The sequence below is a fragment of the Microbulbifer sp. SH-1 genome, from assembly GCF_011326135.1.
In the GTDB taxonomy this organism is placed as follows: Bacteria; Pseudomonadota; Gammaproteobacteria; order Pseudomonadales; family Cellvibrionaceae; genus Microbulbifer; species Microbulbifer harenosus.
In genome coordinates this window covers 3004655-3022495 of sequence record NZ_CP046948.1, presented here as the reverse complement: position 1 = coordinate 3022495, position 17841 = coordinate 3004655, and the positions used below count along the sequence as shown (strand labels likewise).

The 17841-nt window shown below is 59.6% G+C and carries 13 protein-coding genes and 1 pseudogene; 9 read left to right on the top strand and 5 right to left on the bottom strand.

Going from position 1 to position 17841, the window contains the following annotated elements; all coding sequences use genetic code 11:
- The first annotated feature begins 224 nt into the window (after positions 1–224).
- A complete protein-coding gene (locus GNX18_RS12335) occupies positions 225–893 on the top strand; it encodes a hemolysin III family protein (RefSeq protein ID WP_166218472.1) in 669 nt (222 codons plus the stop codon).
- 133 nt (positions 894–1026) lie between these two features.
- Positions 1027–2253, top strand: a complete 1227-nt coding sequence (locus GNX18_RS12330) for a lytic murein transglycosylase (protein ID WP_166218470.1) — start codon at positions 1027–1029, stop codon at positions 2251–2253.
- Positions 2254–2435: 182 nt separating this feature from the next.
- On the opposite strand, the gene GNX18_RS12325 is transcribed toward GNX18_RS12330, so the two are convergent.
- A complete protein-coding gene (locus GNX18_RS12325) occupies positions 2436–3452 on the bottom strand; it encodes a succinylglutamate desuccinylase/aspartoacylase family protein (protein WP_138235176.1) in 1017 nt (338 codons plus the stop codon).
- A 193-nt stretch (positions 3453–3645) separates the two neighbouring features.
- Between GNX18_RS12325 and GNX18_RS12320 the strand changes: the two genes are divergently transcribed.
- On the top strand, positions 3646–4842 hold the full coding sequence (locus GNX18_RS12320) for a multidrug effflux MFS transporter (protein ID WP_166218468.1): 1197 nt from the start codon (positions 3646–3648) through the stop codon (positions 4840–4842).
- A 91-nt stretch (positions 4843–4933) separates the two neighbouring features.
- On the opposite strand, the gene GNX18_RS19685 is transcribed toward GNX18_RS12320, so the two are convergent.
- From GNX18_RS19685 to GNX18_RS12305, 4 genes and pseudogenes are all read right to left on the bottom strand, one after another.
- A complete protein-coding gene (locus GNX18_RS19685) occupies positions 4934–5485 on the bottom strand; it encodes a hypothetical protein (RefSeq protein WP_371808107.1) in 552 nt (183 codons plus the stop codon).
- A 60-nt stretch (positions 5486–5545) separates the two neighbouring features.
- A pseudogene (locus tag GNX18_RS19680) lies at positions 5546–6018 on the bottom strand (lytic polysaccharide monooxygenase); the annotation flags it as partial.
- 277 nt (positions 6019–6295) lie between these two features.
- Positions 6296–9388: a DUF6531 domain-containing protein gene (locus tag GNX18_RS12310; RefSeq protein WP_166218466.1), complete on the bottom strand. Its 3093-nt coding sequence runs from the start codon at positions 9386–9388 to the stop codon at positions 6296–6298.
- 299 nt (positions 9389–9687) lie between these two features.
- Entirely contained in the window at positions 9688–10554 is an 867-nt protein-coding gene (locus GNX18_RS12305) for a Stp1/IreP family PP2C-type Ser/Thr phosphatase (RefSeq protein ID WP_138235173.1), read from the bottom strand.
- Between the two features lie 260 nt (positions 10555–10814).
- Between GNX18_RS12305 and GNX18_RS12300 the strand changes: the two genes are divergently transcribed.
- The 6 genes from GNX18_RS12300 (at position 10815) to icmH (ending at position 17790) form a co-directional block, all read left to right on the top strand.
- Positions 10815–11555: a transposase gene (locus tag GNX18_RS12300; protein ID WP_240914003.1), complete on the top strand. Its 741-nt coding sequence runs from the start codon at positions 10815–10817 to the stop codon at positions 11553–11555.
- Positions 11552–13078, top strand: coding sequence for a type VI secretion system contractile sheath domain-containing protein (locus GNX18_RS12295; protein WP_138235171.1), 1527 nt, complete (start codon positions 11552–11554; stop codon positions 13076–13078). The genes GNX18_RS12300 and GNX18_RS12295 overlap by 4 nt, the downstream gene beginning before the upstream one ends.
- 5 nt (positions 13079–13083) lie before the next feature.
- Positions 13084–14811: a type VI secretion system-associated FHA domain protein TagH gene (gene tagH / locus GNX18_RS12290; protein WP_166218462.1), complete on the top strand. Its 1728-nt coding sequence runs from the start codon at positions 13084–13086 to the stop codon at positions 14809–14811.
- A gap of 120 nt (positions 14812–14931) precedes the next feature.
- Positions 14932–15513 carry a type VI secretion system lipoprotein TssJ gene (tssJ, locus tag GNX18_RS12285; protein WP_138235169.1) on the top strand — a complete coding sequence of 194 codons (582 nt, stop codon included), beginning with the start codon at positions 14932–14934 and terminating at the stop codon, positions 15511–15513.
- An 82-nt stretch (positions 15514–15595) separates the two neighbouring features.
- On the top strand, positions 15596–16933 hold the full coding sequence (gene tssK / locus GNX18_RS12280; RefSeq protein WP_138235168.1) for a type VI secretion system baseplate subunit TssK: 1338 nt from the start codon (positions 15596–15598) through the stop codon (positions 16931–16933).
- 2 nt (positions 16934–16935) lie between these two features.
- Entirely contained in the window at positions 16936–17790 is an 855-nt protein-coding gene (gene icmH / locus GNX18_RS12275) for a type IVB secretion system protein IcmH/DotU (RefSeq protein WP_166218460.1), read from the top strand.
- Positions 17791–17841: the final 51 nt, after the last annotated feature.

Here is a 17841-nt window from a genome sequence, read left to right as displayed (position 1 = left end):
CCATTATTGCCGAAGGTGCCGGTCACTGAAAGTTGCGCCTTGGCAATGCGGTGGCGGCTGGTTAGTCAGAATGACGAGGCGACGCCTTGGCACATATCCTGGTACCGTGCGGTCTCGATCATCGCTTGCGTGAAGGCGGTAAAATTTTCATTATTAGACCGCGTTTAAAATTGCGGTCACAAAAATTTGCCATACTGGCAGCGACTCCAGATTGGGAATTCATCATGTCCAGCAGCCTGTCTACCGCGGCGAACAGCCGTTACAGCCTTGCGGAAGAGATCGCCAACAGTATCACCCATGGTATTGGTGCCCTATTGGCCATCGCCGGGCTGGGCGTTCTGTGTGGTTTTGCGGCGCTGCGCGGCGATGCCTGGCATATCGTCAGCAGCAGCATCTACGCGGCCACACTGATTCTGTGTTTTTCCGCTTCGACCCTGTATCACAGCATCACCCATAAAAGCGCCAAGCAGGTACTGCGCACCTTGGACCACTCCGCCATTTTCCTGCTGATCGCTGGCACCTATACGCCGTTTACCCTGGTAACCCTGCGCGGGCCATGGGGATGGTGGCTGTTCGGGGTGATCTGGGGGCTGGCGCTGCTGGGGTTGATCATCCAGCTCACGCCGCTGAAAAAAATCCGCGCGCTGTCGATAACGCTCAGTGCCTTGATGGGCTGGGTGGTGATTGCGGCGATCAAACCGCTGATGGACAACCTCGCGCCCGGCGGCCTGTGGTTGCTGGTGCTCGGTGGGCTCTGTTACACCGGCGGCATCGGCTTTTACCTGTGGCGCGGCTTGCGCTTTCATCACGCGATCTGGCACCTGTTCGTGCTGGCGGGCGGCGCGCTGCATTTCTTTGCGGTGCTGTTTTATGTGATCCCGCCGGCGGCGTGATTGGTTGGCAGAAATTTTCCGTTGAAAAGAGTGTCGGCCTGGTCACAGCCTGAGTGGCTGACGCTTTTCCTCCCTTTCCGTTGACGGGCTTCCGTTCTACCCTTGTGCGAGCTGTTACTGCCAAGGAGTTGTCATGCTTCAGTCCCCCACGGCGCCACTGCGCCGCTTCGGTTTTATTTCCTTTCTGATTTCCGCGCTGTTGGTGTTGCCGCTGTTCGCCCATGCGGCGGCAGATCCCGGGTTTGAAAAGTGGAAACAGGAGTTCCGCAAACAGGCGCTGGCCGAGGGGATTACTGCGGAGACGTTCGACCGCGCCTTCAAGGGTATCGACTCCCCGGATCAGTGGGTGCTGGACAAGGCGAGCTTCCAGCCGGAGTTTAAGGCGCCGGCGTGGCAGTACTTCGACAACCGCATCACCAAGTTTGCGGTGAAACGCGGGCGCGAGAAGAAGCAGGAGCTGCAGCCCTGGCTGGAAAAGATCGAGAAAAAGTTCGGTGTGAACCCGAATATCCTGTTGGCGATCTGGTCGATGGAGTCGAGCTTCGGTGCGATCCTGGATAACCAGAATGTAATGCGCAGTGTGGTGCGTTCGCTGGCGACTCTGGCGTATGCCGATCCCAAGCGCAAAAAGTTCGGCACCAATCAGCTGCTGGCGGCGCTGAAAATTCTGCAGAGCGGTGATATCGACGAGAGTCATCTTACCGGTTCCTGGGCCGGCGCCATGGGCCATACGCAGTTTATTCCCACCAGTTACCAGGCGTACGCGGTGGATATGGATGGCGATGGCAAGCGCGATATCTGGAACTCTGTGCCGGATGCGCTGGCGACGGCGGCGAGTCTGCTGAGCAAGAATGGCTGGCGCAGCGGGGAGACCTGGGGTTATGAGGTGACGATTCCGGAGCGCAAGTTGCCGGCGGGTAAGTTGACGATTGCGGAGTGGGAGAAGCTCGGGGTGAAGCGGGTGCGCGGGCAGGCGTTTCCGCGTCCGGATGATGTGGCGGAGTTGAAGGTGCCGGCGGGGCGCGGTGGTCCGGCGTTTCTGGTGCTGAAGAATTTCTTTGTGATTAAGCGTTACAACAATTCTGACCGCTATGCGTTGGCGGTGGGGATTCTGGCGGATCAGATTGGTGGGGCGGAGCCGCTGACGAGGGATTGGAAGCGTCCGTTTACCAAGCTGGATCACGATGAGGTGGTGGAGCTGCAGACCAAGCTGAAGGAGAAGGGTTTCTACGACGGTGAGGTCGATGGCAAGGCCGGGGGCGAGACCCGCAAGGCGATTCTCAAGTTTGAGGAGAGCGCCGGGGTTGAGCTTCAGGGTTTCCCCAGCAAGGAAGTTCTGGAGCTTCTGCGCAAGAAATAACGAAGAGCTTTTTTCTGGCCCGCTGGCGGCCAGGCAGCGGGTGAAGCATTTCGAAACCGCTGTGAATACATCCATGTACGCTGCGTCGGCAACATCCCTGTTGCCGACGCTTTCGAAATGCTTCCCCCGCTACCTGTCCTTCACCTCAGGTTTAATCACTTCGTAAGCGAGGTTGCTGGGAGTTAGTAGTTCTCTTCCGGTAACAACGTATCCTGCAGCAATTCCAGATTTTCCAATACCTCGTTCGGCTCATGGAAATACGCCACGTGGTACATCGCCTCGCCTTCCTGCACCAGCGGGATGTTCTGTTTGCCGATGATGATGCCGTCGGCGTCTGCCACTACCTTGTCGAGTTCGTTGCCGTAGAGATCGGCGATGGTGGCGAGGGTTTCGCCTTTGCGCACGTGATCGCCGAGCTGGCGTTTGTGGTTGACGATGCCGCTGTCGCCGGCGCGCAGCCAGCCGCTGCGGCGGGCGACGAAGGGTTCGATGCCGTGGGGGGCTTTTCTCGGGGGGAGCATGTCCAGGTGGCGCAGAACGTTGAGGACGCCTTTGAGACCGGCGCGGATGCAGAGTTCGTCGAAGCGCAGGGCTTCGCCGGCTTCGTACAGCAGGATGCGCACGCCGAGGTCGGCGGCGGCCTGGCGCAGGGAGCCGTCGCGCAGGGTGGCGTTGAGGAGGACAGGGACGCCGAAGGCGGCGGCCATGGCGCGGGTTTGCTGGTCGTCGAGGTTGGCGCGGATCTGCGGGAGGTTGCTGCGATGTACGGCGCCGGTGTGCAGGTCGATGCCGTAGTCGCATTTGGAAACGATTTGGTCGAGGAAGACGTGGGCCATGCGCGCGGCGAGGGAGCCGCGTGCGGAGCCGGGGAAGGAGCGGTTGAGGTCGCGGCGGTCGGGGAGGTAGCGGGACTGCTGCAGTACGCCGTAGACGTTGACCACCGGTACGGCGATGAGGGTGCCGCGCAGGGATTTGAGTGCCTTGCTGTTGATCAGGCGGCTGATGATTTCCACTCCGTTCAGTTCGTCGCCGTGCAGTGCGGCGCACACGAAGATGGTGGGGCCGGATTTTTTGCCGCGTTGCACGTATACGGGAATGGCCATTTCCGTGTCGGTGTACAGGCGCACGATGGGCAGTTCGATTTTGCGGGTTTCACCGCGGGCGACGGGAATGCCGGCGATGGTGATGACATCGTCCATGGGTTTTGGTTGTTTCCGCGTGTGTCTGACGGGTAATTGTAGAAGTGACTTTCCGCTTGATGGAAGTCGCGATGATGGATATCTGTAGTTTATGGCGGTTGGGGTTTCGGAACTGTCATCGGCTGCTGTTAGAATCGGGCGTGGTCCGGACCCTGCGCGTTCGGGATTTTGGAAACTGGATGTACGGATGGCAATGAAACCTGAATTAATGAGGATGGCCCTGATTCTGGGGCTGTTGAGCTGTGTTGGCCCCTTTGCCATCGATATGTACTTGCCGGCGATGCCGGTTATGGCAGAGGAGTACGGCGTGCCGACGGCTATGTCCCAGTACACTCTGGTGTCGTTCTTTATTGCGTTTGGGATATGCCAGCTGTTCTATGGCCCGGCCGCGGATATGTTCGGACGCAAGCCGCCATTGTATTTCGGGCTGGTGCTATTTCTGATTGCCTCTGTGGGCTGCGCGCTCGCGCCGACCATCGAGTGGTTGATCGCGCTGCGCTTTGTGCAGGGGATCGGCGCGGCGTCGGTGATGTCGATTCCGCGTGCAATCATCCGCGACCGCTACACCGGTACCGAGGCCACGCGCCTGATGACCACGGTTATGCTGGTAATTTCCATTTCCCCGATGTTGGCACCTCTGGTGGGCAGTCTGCTGATGGCGCCGTTCGGCTGGCCTGCGGTGTTCTACGGCGTGGCCTTGGCGACCGTTGCGAGCCTGTTTTTGATTCGCTTTGCGCTGCCGGAAACACTGTCGGTTTCCGCGCGTACGCCGTTGGAACTGAGCGCCATGTTTGATGCTTTCCGGGTGTTGTTGCGCGATGCATACTTCATGGGAATGACGTTGATCGGTGGCGTGGGAATGGCCAGTTTCTTTGCGTTTCTGTCTGTTTCCAGTTTCCTCTACACGGATTATTACGGACTGACCTCCACTCAGTTCAGCCTGGCATTTGCGCTGAACGCACTGGGTTTTTTCACCGCCAGCCAGTTTGCCGCCAATCTGTGTGAGCGCTTCGGCGGGGTGGCCGTCGTCAAGTGGGCCGTGGTGGGGTTTGCGCTCAGTGCGGCGGTGAATCTGCTGCTGAATCTGCTGGGGATGGACGATTTTGCGATTCTGGTGGGACTGTTGTTACTGGGCAATGCCTTTCTGGGCCTTGTGCTTCCCACGACCATGGTGCTGTCGCTGGACGAACACGGTCCCATCGCCGGTACCGCGGCATCTCTGGGCGGCACCTTGCAGATGATGCTGGGTGCTGCGGCCATCGGCATTGTCAGTGCGGTATTCGACGGCACTCCGCTGACGCTGGTGGCGGCCATCGCCATCTGTGGTGCGCTGGCGGCAGTGCTGTTTATGCTGACCTTGCGCCGGCCGGCAGAACCGGTACCAACCTGACGGCGTCCGAACTCCGAGATACAAAAAGCCCGGCACTGCGATCAGTGCCGGGCTTTTTCGTATCTGCTTGCCGCTATTTCACTTCACCGGGTCAGAGCTTGAGCCACGCATCCGTCCAGTTGGTGCCGGTGCCGGGCGCGTAGTGATAGGCGCTGTTGATGTTGCACCACTGTCCCTCCGGGAAGGGGCGGCACTGGTAGCGGTTGCCGTCACTGCCGAGCACCACGGTTTCTCCCGGCACATAGCTGCCGATTCCCGCCGGGTACACATAGTCGTAATCCTCATTTCCAGTGGGGGGCTCATTGTCGTTGCCAGGCTGGATGTCCACCTCATGGCTCACGTCCAGTCCCGCCTCGGTGTAGACACGGTTCCCCGAGGCACTGCGTGCCGGGGTGATGCTGTCGCTGGCCGGGTCGAGCACGCCGATGCGGGCATACTGGGACTGGGCGTTGACGGCGGTGGCAAACCCGAAGGCCCAGTCCGCGGCGGAAGCGTCCTGGCTGACGTTGTACACAATGCTTTCCAGGTCGTTGCCGCTGCTATTGAACAGGCGCAGGGTCACTTGGCTGCCGGCGGGCAGGTCCGACTGCGCCTGCAGGGCACCTGCGTCAACCCAGGCGCTGGTGCTGCCGCCACCGAGCACCACATCGGTACAGGTGTAAAAAGCCTCGGTGCTGTCGTTGCGCTGCCAGGTGGTGTAGATCACGTGCTTACCGGTGAGTTGCGGCAGCGGGCAGGTTAGGGTGTAGCGCTTGTCCGCACCTACCGGCACATTCCCGAGGCGGCAGAATTCAAACAGGTCACTCCATTTCAGCGGTGCGCTGCCGGTGTGTAGCCCTGGCGGGTGATATAGAAAACCCAGTCGCGGGTGCTGTGCGGGGCCGTGGCATAGAAACGAAAATCGAAGGTGCCGTCCGCTTTGGGGGTGATGGGGGTGGCCTGCCAATCACTGCGGGCCAGGTTCATACCGGCGTATTTGCTGCGGCCGCCGGCGCACAGCTGGCCGTCCGGCACCAGTGCCTGGTGATTGCCGTCGGCGTTGGCCTGGTTTATCTCGTTCCAGTCGTAGAAGGGCTGCGTGCCGCCGACAGCCTTGGCGGCGGCGCAGGCTGGGTCGGAGGGGTTTTCCGGGTTGTTCAGGAAGCAGTTGTAGATCCGGCTCTCGGGGACTTCCATGGTGCCGTGTGCCTGGGCGGTCTGGCTGATGGCACCGAACAGTAATAGTGAGACGGCGGTTCCGAGGGCGGAGAACACGGGCGTTAGAGCACTGCAGCCCAGTTGGTGGATGGCGGATTTCATGATGATTTCCTGTTTATTGTTGTTGATCTTGTCGGGTTTGCGCTCGCACAGCGGGGCACGAGTACACAATGACAACGCTGTCTTGCGTACGCCATGCTAATCCAAGCCGCTCCCCGACCAAGGGGAGCGGGCGCCAAAAAGAAGTACGATGGTGCTATTTCGATGGGGGGTATGGCGGATTTGTGACGCTTTCGTCGTCTGCTGTCGCCGCCGCTGAGATTCCGTGGGAACCGCTGGTCATGGTGGCGGCCCGCTGGCGGCAGCGCACCAGCAGGCGACACTGGCCGGCATCCAGTGGCGTTGCTGCGACGCGGCCGTCTGCGGTGTGCCAGTAGCTGAAATCCCGATAGTACAACTGCGTTTCACTATCGAGGATGCCGTCGCTGCCGCGGAAGGTGCCAGGGCCGCGATTGTTCGCGGAGGGTTCCTGCTGCCGGTGCCAGAGAGGCGCTTCGTCCGGCGTGTTCAGTACGGCCAACAGCTGGCCGCCGCTGCTGGCGAGATAGAAGTGCCGCTCGTCGCTGCTTGTTTTGCCTTCGCCCCGCCCGTGCTCATCGGTGTGTATCAGACGCGCCAGAGGCGTGTTTTCCAGCGGGTGGTGCAGGTAGTGGATAGTTGTCCTGTTGTCGCCGAGGCGGGAAGTTTCCTGCCAGAGGCCGATGCCTGTCCAATAGCTGGAAACCCGCCGCTGCCGGCGGGAGCGGCTGTGGCAGCCGGTTTTCGCGAGCCGGCGCCCAAACGGGTCGTAGCGGAAAAAAGTACTGAAGTCGCCGCACTCCGCACTGTGCATCAGCCCCCAGCCGTTGAACTGGTAGTGGTAACGCAGCCGCTCACCGGTGTTTGTGCGCACTTCGCTGACAATATTGCCGTACCGGTCGCAGTCAGCGGCTGCTATTTCCGAAGCGGCTTCGGCGCGCGCGACGATAAAGTCGGGTCGCAATTGAACGCCCGCGGTGGCCGTGTGCCACTGAAAGCGGTCTCCAAGTGCGATCTGCTGGAGCAGGCCGTGCGTGAAATGCCGCGTAACTTTATGCTTGCCGAGCGTCCAGTGTTCGACTTGTGTGTCGTCGTTTCCCTCGTCATTTTCTTCGCCAGTTGCAATACCCAGTTCGCTGCGCAGCAGCATTTCGCCATTGGTATCCATTCCGTAAAGCGCACCGCTGGCGGCAAAAATATAGGTTGTATTGATACTGTCGGAGGCGGACGTCCTGAGCCAGCCGCGGGCGTCGTAATCGTAATTGATGCTGAGACTTTCACGGCGGCTGTCGAGATTAATGTCGTGGTGCTCGGCGATCAGTCGGTTGCCGCTGTCGTAGCGGAAGCGCAGGTCGCAGTCATTGTTGGAGGCCTGCAGCAGGCGTCCGCGGTCATCGAAATGAAAATGGCAGTGTTGGCCGCTATTGTTGCGGATCTTTTCCAGGGCGCCGTCTGCGCGGTACTCAAGGTACCAGTGGTTGTCGCTGTCGCGGTACTCGCGCACGCGGCCGTTCGAACCGTACAGCCACTCCCGACGCCTGCCCGTGCTGTCGGTAAATTCCTGCAGCCGCCCGAAGCGATCGTATTGCCAGTGAGCCTCGCTGCCATCCACTGTCAGTGCGGACAGCTGCCCGCGACGGTTGTAGTCGAGATTCCACGGACTGCCGTTGGCGAAACGCACATGACGAATCAGATTGCGTTCATCGCACTGCCACTGCAGCAAGCGCAGGGTGCCGGTTACTGTACTTGCGTCGATGGCGCAGGGGCGGTGTTGCTCATCTCTGGCGATGGTGTAGGTACTTCCGGCCATATCCACCCGCAGCAGTGCTCCGTTTGTGTCATATCGCCAGTGGCGCGCTGGCAGGCGATGGCCGCTGCAATGGTTTAGTCTGCCCATGGGGTCGTAATCGAACTGATAGTGACTATCGCCGCGCTGCAGTGTTGTCAGCTGGGACTGTCCGTCCCAGTGCAGAATGGTGCGCCCCGACTCAGGGTCGGTGAGTTGGCGCAACTGTCCGCGCTCGTCGTATTCACATCGCCACTGTTGGCCGGCTGGATCGGTAACTTGGGAGGGGTGCGGTTGTTCGCCGTAGCGGAATATCCAGCGCGTAATTTCTGTCTGTGGTGCAGAGGTGGTAGCGACCAGTAAGCGCCCCTGCGGGTCGTAGGCAAAACGCTGGTGGCGGCCGTCGCTTGTGCGCCGCAACAGTCGACCGAATTCATCGTGGCGGAACAGGGTGCGTCGGCCATCGGCGTCCTGGCGCAGACAGAGATTGCGGTAGTGATCGTAGAGGAAGCGGGTTTCCCGCTGTTCCTGTTGCTCCCGTATCAGGTCGCCGCGCTCATCGAACTGCCAGTGAATGTCGTGTTGGTCGCCGCTGCTCAGGGTGCACAGCCGGCGCGATGGCTGCCAGTGAAGTTCGAGTTCGAGAGCATTGTGCTGCAACCGGTGGCACCGGCCAATTCGGTCGAAGGCGAAGTGCATAGTGCCAGTGGGCGAAGTGAGTAGGCGAAGTTGTCCGTTCTCGTACGCATAGCGTTCGCTGGAGTCACCGGCCTCCGCGCGAAGTAGTTGCCGGTCTTCATCAAAGTGATAGTTGCATAGCGGCGCATCTCCGACCGCATGCGTGTTGACGATCCTGGTCAACTGCCCACCGTCGTAAACGAACTCCAGCGTGCGTCCCCAGGATGTGATGATTCTGTGCGGCTGGCCATTGCGGTAATCCACGCTGAGCGTGTTGCCACAGGCGTCGCGAATTTCACTCAGTGGGGCACTGTGGCCGGTGCCGTCCGCGCGAAAAATTTTGTCCGCCATAGCAAATCCGCCAAGGCGAAAACTGTGCAGACTCTGGCGCAGCAAATACAGGCGCTCGCAGCGATTGAAGCTGGCTTGGCCGATAGCCGGCAGATCAAATGCAATGCTGCGCCCATCCGCGGTGTGCAATATCACCTTGCGCTCGGGTTCAGCAGCCGCTTCTGGCAGTTGCAGGGATTCGCTCAGGGTGTGCCGCCAACCGCAGCCGAGTCCCTGCGCAGCGTCTGCGCTCTGGCGATAAAAACGCTGCCAGCGAAAAGGAAATGGGCCGGGCAGTTCAAAATCGGTGCGCACAAACGCCAATTCGCCGTTGGCGGCGATGACATGCTCGGCAACCCGACAGCACTGCACCAGTGGCGGAAGTAACTCGCCGCGGAAATTCTGCCCGGGATAATTGCAGAATTTCAGGGGGATGCCGGCGGGTAGGTGCAGCTGCGGTACCTGAGGCGTCTGCACGAGCGTGTACCGGGTTGCCGCAACACTCGGTGGCAGAGGCCACAGCGGATTCCGAATGCCAGTTGGTACAGGCGTTTCGTTTTGATGCTGGATCGCTTCGAGCCAGCGACAGAGCGCCGCGGCATTGCCGGGATTTTCCGGTAGTGTGGGGGGCAAAAGTTCCGCGAGAACCGATGGAATAAAATCGACCAGACGATCCGGTGTCATGCCGTTTACTCATTACGTTCATTAATGCCGCTTATCATCCACTGCGGGCGCAGCGGCCAATGTAAAGTGATTGCGAAATCCGACGTTGTGAATCAACGTTGCATTTTACGCACAGTGATATCTTCCTTGATTTTTGGTTTCAAGGTGATCGGATCTCCGGAAAACTCCGCCACAGCGTCGCTGCGGCTGCAGTATTCGATGATGCCGGCGCTGATGTTATCGCGCCCCCCACACTGATTGGCATCTTCAATAAAGTGGTACACACACTCAAGTGCGGGACGATAGGTGGCGAGTACTCGTTCTATGGTGTGGTCGTTCAGGTATTCGGTGAGGCCATCGCTGCACAGCAGCAGCAGTGCGCTCTCGGTCAGGGTCCAGCTGTTGACGGTGGCTTCCACGCGCTCGGCGACGCCCAGAGCGCGGGTAATGTGATTTCTTACTTGGGACGATTGTGCCTGTTCGGGAGTCAGCTGGCCGGAATCGATCATCTCCTGCACCACGCTGTGATCGCGGGTGAGCCGCTGCAGCCCGTAGTTGTTCCACAGGTATGCGCGAGAATCACCGATATGCGCGACAATCAGAAAGTCCTGCCAGATGACAGCGGCGACCAATGTCGTTCCCATCTGCGAAAAATGCGGACGTGTTTGCTTGGTATCCAGTATTTTTCGGTTGGCCATTCCGATGGCTTCGACCAGCGCCGCGCGCAGCATCAGTTGCTGTTGTTGCGGCGAACAGGCGAGAAAGGTGGCATTAAGCAGGCCGTTCAGCTGGCTTTGCAGGGTGTCTGCGGCAATGGCACTGGCGATGGCGCCACCGCTGTAACCGCCCATGCCGTCGGCGACGACGACATAGGCAAAGGGGTGGTTCGGGTCGCTGTGGCAGCGAATGCTGTCTTCATTTTCCTCGCGTACCTGACCGATATCCGTACGCCCGTTGACAGCCAGCCTAATGGGCTCCATATCTGTCGCTGCTCCATGCCATGTACTGAAAAACGAGATTCCGTTCCGCTCGCGATCGAAATTCCGGTGATAGGGTATGGCAATGTTAACTTGCTAGCGCGGAAGGTTTGAATTTTTTTTGATTCATTTGCAATAATGCCAATCCCTTCCGGTGATGGATTTTCAATTGGTACGAACGTACAAATCAAAAAGGGATTTTTGGCACGATGCCTCGCCTTCCGAGACTCAATCTGATTGATATTCCTCAGCATATAGTGCAAGTGGGTCACAATAACCTGCCGTGCTTTTTTGACGATGAGGATTATCTGTTTTACCTGGCCAGCCTGCGCAGCGCGGCGGACCAGTATCGGGTTGAAGTTCACGCCTATGTGCTGCTGCCGAACATGATTCAGATCATCGCCACACCGCGGGTGCCGGAGGGCATCCCATCGATGATGCAGTCACTCGGGCGGCGCTACGTGCAGTTTGTAAACCATCGTTACCGGCGCTCCGGCACCTTGTGGGCGGGGCGTTACAAGTCGAGCCTGATTGACTCCGATGCTTACCTGCTGACTTGTTACCGTTATGTTGAGCTGCGCCCGCTGTATCTCGGGCTTGCGGATTCCCTCGGTGCTTATACCTGGTCCAGTTTCAATCACCACGCCAGCAGTGAAGCCAGTGATGTGATAACGGATCACCGCTTGTATCTCGAGCTTGGCGAGACACCGCGCGCGCGCGCCGAGGCCTACCGCAAGCTCTTCCGTTACCGCTTTGACCGCAGGTTGCTCGAATACATCGCCGAAACCATCAAGCTTGGGCAGGTGCTGGGCGGCGATGTGTTCAAAGACAAGATCGAGCAGATCGCCAATCAGCGGGTGCGCCCGCTGAAGCGCGGACGGCCGAAAAAAAATGTGAAAAAGACATCGGCAAAGCCGACAGCCCGCCTGTCGGAAAACAGGGAGTCTGGCGCTGATCGCAATGATAAAAAAGCGGCCGCCATTGAGATGGAACCAGGAATATGAACCGGGCAACAACAAGCACCGGGAGTGCCATTTTTGGCGAACCCTCCGCAATACCACAGGGAAATGACGCACGTGATGGTGTCAGGTTGGATGGCAATCGCCTGAAGGTTGCCATCCTTGGGGATTTCAGCGGCCGCGCCAGCCGCCAGCAGTTCGAACCGCAAACCATCGCCCGGAGACCAGCGTATCGTCTGCGCAAAGACAATTTTGACGCGCTGTTCGAACGCCTGCGGGTGGGCGTGCAGTTACCACTGATGGATGAACCCTTGTGGCTGCTGGAATTCGATGACCTGCATCCGGATTATCTCTATCAGCGGGTCCCGTTGTTTCGCCAATTTATCGAGCTGGAAAAGCAGTTGCTGTCTCCTGCGGAATTCGCGCGCGCCGCGGAGGAAATCCGCCAGTGGAGCCCTGAGCTTCGCGCACTGGATCAATCCTGCGAGACGTCGGCCGGTAGCGACCCTGCGCGCTCCATGCTGGATGCCATCCTCTCCGGCGAAACCTACCGCCATCAGTACCGGCAGAGTGCTGAGGGGCAGATAGATCAGCTCATCAAGGATATTGTCGCGCCCTATGTGCAGGCGAGACCGGATGCCAATCAAGGGGCGTACTTGAACGCGGTCGCCCAGGCCGCGTCGGAAGCCATGCGCAAGATCATGCACCACAGCGATTTCCGTCAGACCGAGGCCAGCTGGCGGAGCCTGCACCTGCTGTTGCGCCGGCTGGAGGATCACCCGGGGCTGGAGTTGCACGTCATTGATATCAGCAAGGAAGAAATCCTTGCCGATCTGGCGCAGGCGGAGAGCGACCTTGAGCAGTCGCAGCTGTTCCAGTGCCTGGTGTCGCGGGAGGCGGTCGCGGGCGGTGGCCCCTACAATCTGATTCTCGGTGACTTTTATGTGACCGACGAGGAGCGTGATCTGCATATGCTGATCGACCTCGCCACCATGGCCGAGGCCGCCGGCAGTGCTGTTGTTCTGGGTGGCGACAGCCGGCTGGCGGGTTGCGCGAGCCTGGCCGGCTCCATGGACCCGGACGACTGGCACTATCCCTTTGCCGCAGACTTTGCAGAAAGCTGGCAGGCGCTGCGGGAATACCAATCCTGTGAGCACATTGCCCTGGCTGCGCCCCGTTTTATGCTGCGCCTTCCCTACGGCGCAGATACCTCAAGCACCGAAGCCTTCGCCTTCGAAGAACTTACCCCCGAGCTCGGCCACCAGTACTACCTGTGGGGCAATGGCGCCTATCTGCTGGCGCTTTCTTTGTGCCGGGAGTATGTGACCGCGGGCCGGCCCAGCGGTGTGGGCGCCGCCCACTATGGCGACTTGCCACTGCATCTGCGCAATCTGCCTCAGGGCAAGTGGATGACCCCCTGTGCCGAAGCTCTGATGACCGACCGCGGCGCCGCGCGCTTCCAGGCCGCGGGGCTTTGCACCCTGCGCTCGGTGCAGGGGCGCGATGAAATTCTGCTGCCGAAATTGCAATCCCTGTGCGGAACGCCGCTCAAAGGGCCCTGGAGCTGAGTGATATGGACCTGCTGCTCTCCGTGGTTGCCGACCCCGATGGCGCCAACATGCTCAAACACACCAAACTGTTCAAAGCGGACGGCGGGAGTTTTGGTCGCGCCGACAACAACGACTGGGTATTGCCCGATCCGCAGAGAGTAGTGTCGTCGCGCCATGGGGAAATAGCCTTCTCCGGCAATCAGTACTTCCTGGTGGACCAGAGTACCAATGGCACTTATCTGAATCAGTCTGGCGAACCGCTGGGTAAGGGAAATCGCGCGCCACTTAATGATGGTGACGTCATCTCCGTAGGCGACTACCAGCTAAAGGTGAGCATCCGTCAGCCACAGCAGAATAGCGGCCTGCAGGTAGGGCTTGGCAGTGCGGACTTCCTCGATAGTGCCGATCGCACCACCTTCAGCTCCGCGGCCGCGGCAAAGATGCAGAGTGCCCAGGAGGCGCAGCAGCTGGACAGTTGGCTCGAACCTTCGGGTAATGCCGACAAGAGTCCGACCGGCGAATGGGGGTACCTGGTATCCGGCCAGTCTGCGGACTCATTTGACAATTTTCTCGGGCAGGAATCGCCAACCGATCCGCTGCAGGCGCTGAACACGCCGTCGAGTGGTGCCGGTAGTAGCTTCGATCCACTGGGTGGTTTCGACGGTGGCCACAGACCCGCACCAATGAATACATGGAGCGATGATGACGCCTGGTGGAAGGACGGGAGCGAGGAGGATCACGCGCCCGCACACAGCCACGCCATGCAGTTCAGTGCGAAGGCCCCGGCGCCTGCGCAGCCACCCGTGACGCCAGCGCCCGAGGTCAATCCCTTCGCCGATATGCAGGCTGAGCCTCCCGCGGCGCCCGCCCCGGCACCGGCGGCAGCCCCGGCGCCGGCTCCGCACAACCCCTTTGCGGAATCTTTTTCCGCCCTGGCCGGTGAACAGGTCCAGGGCGCGCCGGGATTTGATATGCCCGCAGCGCCGGCGCCGGTCATCGCGCCAGAGACGCCAGCAGTGTCTGCGCCCAATGCGGTGCCCCCGCCCGCGGGTTTTGCAGGGGCCTCGCAGCAGTTTGCCCCGCTGCCCGGTACCTTGCAGGCTCCGCAACCGCAACCGCAACCGCAACCGCAACCGCAACCGCAACCGCAGGTTACCGGTCTGACCCAGTCTGCCGCGAGCGCGGCACTGGCGGAGAAACTGGGACTGACACTGACCACAGAGCAGAGCCGGCAACTGGATCAGCAGAGTGCGGAAATCGTGGAGGAGGCGGTATCCAGGCTGATTGATCTGCTGCGCGCGCGTACCAGCATAAAAAATGAGTTGCGTGTACAGCGCACCATGATCCAAACCGAAGCCAACAACCCGCTGAAATTCAGCGCCACCGCGCGCGATGCTCTGGGTGTCATGTTTTCCGGCAATGGTGCATTCATGGCGCCGGTCGAAGCCGTGCGCGACAGTTTCGACGATCTGTCCGATCACCAGGTGGCAGTACTTGCGGGGATGCGTGCCGGTTACGAGGCCATGTTGCGATTTTTCAACCCGGAACAAATGGTGCGACGCAGCGGTAGTCAGGGAGGTGTATTCGCCAGCAAAAGCGCGCGCAACTGGGAATACTTCGTAGAAATGTACAAAGACATAGTGAGCGATCCCGACGCCTGCTACCGCAAACTGTTCGGCGATGAATTTGCATCTACTTATGAAAGTCAGCTTTCAGAACTGAAGAACGCGCGCAGTTTCAGCAAAACCTGACTGCGGTGCACACGGACATAGCGCAGCCGAACAAATGGCGCGGGGAACCTGTAGTAAAGAATTGAAGACCGAAATGTCGCCGGCGGTGGCCGCGGCAACCAACCGAAACCGGAGGCCAATGTGAATATACAAAAACTGTTGCAATTATTGCTGGTGTCGCTACTTGCCATTGCGCTCAGCGCCTGTCAGACAACCCGCCGCACCCTGAATCTGGACACGAGCCTGGCGCTGGATGTCAACATCGCAAGCGATGTGAACCCGGATAGCGACGGTCGTGCTTCACCGGTAGTTTTGAGAGTGTTTATGCTCGCAGATGACCGGCAGTTTTCTCGCGAGGAATTTCTCAATCTATATGAAAACGCTCAGTCGCGGCTTGGCAAGGATCTGATCGACACCGTCATACTGAAAGAGTTTGCCCCCGGTGAGCAGCGTATCGAACAGTTGGCGCTGACCCCGGAAGTGAAATATATCGGTCTGCTGGCGGAATTCGTCCAGTATCAGCAGGCGGATGCGCTGATGTTGCTGCCGATCACCGATCACAAGAAAAATACCTATGCGATTTCTCTCGCGGGTACGCGCATGGCTTCTACCGAAGCACTGGATATGCGTCGCCGGTCGACGGCGGCAAACACCAAGAAGAAAAAAGAAGATACCGTAACAATCTCCAGCGCCGAATACGAACGCCTGCGCAAGGCGCAGTAGCGGAGACGGCTCCGGCCAGATTTCATCCCCACAGACAATAAATCCGCAAGGCAATTGCCTGGCGCCGCAACAAGGACAGCGTATGTCGGCGAACAACAAGGTTATCTGGAGCGAGGGCATGTTCCTGCGGCCCCAGCATTTCCAGCAGCAGGACCGGTATCTGGAGCAACTGGTGGAAGCCAGAGTGGGCGCCCTTGGGCCCTACACCTGGGGGCTGCTGGAACTGGCGATTGACAGCGAACCGCTGGCCATGGGTAAAGTTTCCGTGTCGCGAGTGAGTGGCATTTTTCCGGACGGAACGCCGGTGCTGGCACCGGAACACGAACAATTGCCCAATGTACTGGACGTACCGGTCAACACTCGCGACGAGGTGGTGTATCTCTGTATTCCGATGAAACGCCCGGGCAGCCAGGAGTCGGTGCGCGACCAGGAGGACTTCCCGCAGGCGCGCTATCAGGCCAGTAACTTTGATGCCCGCAACAGCGCGTCCATTTCCGGAGAGGCGGCGAGAATCCAGGTGGGGAAATTGCGCACCTGTCTCAAGCTCGGCAGTGACGACCTGAGTGGTTATGCGGCCATCGGCATTGCACGTATTCGCGAGCGCCAGCCGGAAAAACCGGCGGAACTGGATGCGGAGTTTATCCCACCGCTACTGAATACCGATGCCTCGGCGGTGATCAAGGCCTATATCGAGGAAGTGAAAGGGCTGCTGGATCATCGCGGCAGTGCGCTTGGACATCGCCTCAGCGACAGCGGTCGCAGCGGTTCCGCGGAAATTGCCGACTACTTGTTACTGCAGGTGATCAACCGCTTCGAACCGCTGCTGAAGCAGATTACCGCACAGCCCCGTCTGCATCCCCACAGCCTGTACCTGGAGCTGCTGCAGCTGGCCGGCGAACTGTCCACCTTCACCTCCGCCAGCAAGCGCCCACCGGAAATTCCACGCTACGCGCACGACAATCTGCAGCAGAGCTACGCGGGGCTGTTTTCCGCGCTGCGTCAATCGCTCTCCACGGTGCTGGAGCAGACCGCGATCCCGATGGAGCTGGTGCAGCGCAAATTTGGCATATACGTCGCCCCGATTACCGATCCATCGCTGGTGAAGAGCGCCAGCTTCGTCATGGCCGCAAAGGCGGACATGCCCGGCGACCTGCTCCGCAGCCGTTTCCCCGGGCAGGCCAAGGTGGCGCCGGTGGAGGCTATTCGCGAACTGATCTCGGCACAGCTGCCAGGACTTTCGATTCGCGCGCTGCCGGTGGCACCGCGTCAGATTCCCTATCACGCGGGTTTTACCTACTTCGAGATCGAGCGTACCGGCGAACTGTGGCAGGCGATGCAACGCTCCGGTGGTTTCGCGGTTCATCTCGGTGCGGAGTTTCCCGGGTTGAATATGGAATTGTGGGCAATCAGGAATAACTGAACATGAGCAATGATGCCTATACGCCGCTGAGTGCGGGCGATCGCACCATAATGATCCCGACACCCGGGGCCGCAGGCGGACGCGGCCAACAACCGGTGCCGCCGCAGGGAATGCCTGTGGGTGATGGCGCCGCGGAACTGCGAATCCGCAACAGCCTGAATCCGCTGATCTCTGCTGCGTCCAAGCTGCTGGGGGCGATTGTCAAACTGCGCAGCACCATGAACCACAACAATGTACCGGATCTGCACAAGCGCCTTACACGCGAGATTCAGAACTTCGAACGTGAGGCCAAACAGTTGTCACTGACGCCGGAGACAGTACTGACCGCGCGCTATCTGTTGTGCAGCGTGGTGGATGAAATCGTACTGTCCACCCCCTGGGGCGCCGCCAGCGGCTGGAGCCAGCATTCGCTATTGAGCCTGTTCCACAAGGAAACGTTCGGCGGAGAAAAATGTTTCCTGATCCTGCAGCGCACTCTGGAAACACCTGGTTCTCACTTGCAGTTGCTTGAGCTTTTCTATCTGTGTCTGAGCCTTGGTTTCCAGGGCAAGTACCGGCTGGTACAGCGGGGCTACGAACAGTTGGAGCAGATTCGCGAGAACCTCTACCGCACTATTGAAAGCCATCGCCCGGAGATGGAGCGTGACCTCTCCCCGCGCTGGAAGGGTTGTGTGGAGCGCAAAACACGCCTGATTCAGTACATTCCATTGTGGGTAATTGCCAGCGTGGTGTTAGGTGTACTGACTGTCACCTTCAGCGGTTACCGCTGGTGGCTGTATCACAGCGCGACACCGGTGGCGACAGAAATCCGCATGCTGGCGGATAAAGACCCGGAAAACTTTGCCGAGCCGCGCTGAACGCGGGAATTGATTGTCCCGGTGGTAAATGCGTCGGGATCTGGAGCATTG

Bases quoted from the DNA above. Each gene is read 5' to 3' on its own strand.
- GNX18_RS12330 (WP_166218470.1), top strand. From the start codon at position 1,027: ATGCTTCAGTCCCCCACGGCGCCACTGCGCCGCTTCGGTTTTATTTCC.
- icmH (WP_166218460.1), top strand. From the start codon at position 16,936: ATGAGCAATGATGCCTATACGCCGCTGAGTGCGGGCGATCGCACCATA.
- GNX18_RS12305 (WP_138235173.1), bottom strand. From the start codon at position 10,554: ATGGAGCCCATTAGGCTGGCTGTCAACGGGCGTACGGATATCGGTCAG.
- GNX18_RS12335 (WP_166218472.1), top strand. From the start codon at position 225: ATGTCCAGCAGCCTGTCTACCGCGGCGAACAGCCGTTACAGCCTTGCG.
- tagH (WP_166218462.1), top strand. From the start codon at position 13,084: ATGGACCTGCTGCTCTCCGTGGTTGCCGACCCCGATGGCGCCAACATG.
- GNX18_RS12295 (WP_138235171.1), top strand. From the start codon at position 11,552: ATGAACCGGGCAACAACAAGCACCGGGAGTGCCATTTTTGGCGAACCC.
- tssK (WP_138235168.1), top strand. From the start codon at position 15,596: ATGTCGGCGAACAACAAGGTTATCTGGAGCGAGGGCATGTTCCTGCGG.
- GNX18_RS12325 (WP_138235176.1), bottom strand. From the start codon at position 3,452: ATGGACGATGTCATCACCATCGCCGGCATTCCCGTCGCCCGCGGTGAA.
- GNX18_RS12320 (WP_166218468.1), top strand. From the start codon at position 3,646: ATGAAACCTGAATTAATGAGGATGGCCCTGATTCTGGGGCTGTTGAGC.